General features: G+C 46.5%; 1 protein-coding gene. It reads left to right on the plus strand.

Features of this window, described 5'->3' with window-relative positions; genetic code table 11:
- Positions 1-622: SulP family inorganic anion transporter (locus tag R7Q48_RS28595; RefSeq protein WP_318133709.1), on the plus strand; the 622-nt coding region annotated here is incomplete at both ends.

Below are 622 nucleotides of genomic sequence, written 5' to 3' on the forward strand. Positions count from 1 at the left end.
AATATTGCTTCTGCCTTCTCGCAAGGCTTTGCCATCAGCGGCGCAGATTCTCGTACCGCCGTTAACGACGCCAATGGGGGAAAATCACAATTGGTATCGATTGTGGCTGCCATCACCATTGCTATTATCGCGGTCTTTATTTACGAACCGTTACAGTTCATCCCTATTGCGTCACTCGGCGTGGTACTCATCATCGCGTCACTGTCACTGCTTGACCTCAATGCCATATGGATACTGAAAACACGTGACAAAGATGCCTTTTACCTTGCCATCATTACCTTTATTTCCGTGTTAGTAATTGGGGTTATTCCAGGTATCACACTGGCAGTTCTATTAGGTCTATTTCAGTTTTTACGCATCGTCATGCGACCAAGTGACCAACTACTGGGTCTGGATGAAAAAGGTACCATTCGCACCATTGATGAAACCGGAAAAGCGTCTCCAATTCCGGGAATGGTGATTTATCGCTTCAACTCACCGTTGACCTACTTTAATGCGCCGTACTTTAAGCGTCGTTTGCTAGAGCACGCAGAGCAAAACAAAGATGTCAGCTGTGTCGTAGTCGATGCCGTATCAAGCTTTACTCACCTAGATTTGAGTGTCATGGCGACATTGGCCGACA

Source organism: Vibrio sp. 378, from assembly GCF_033339435.1.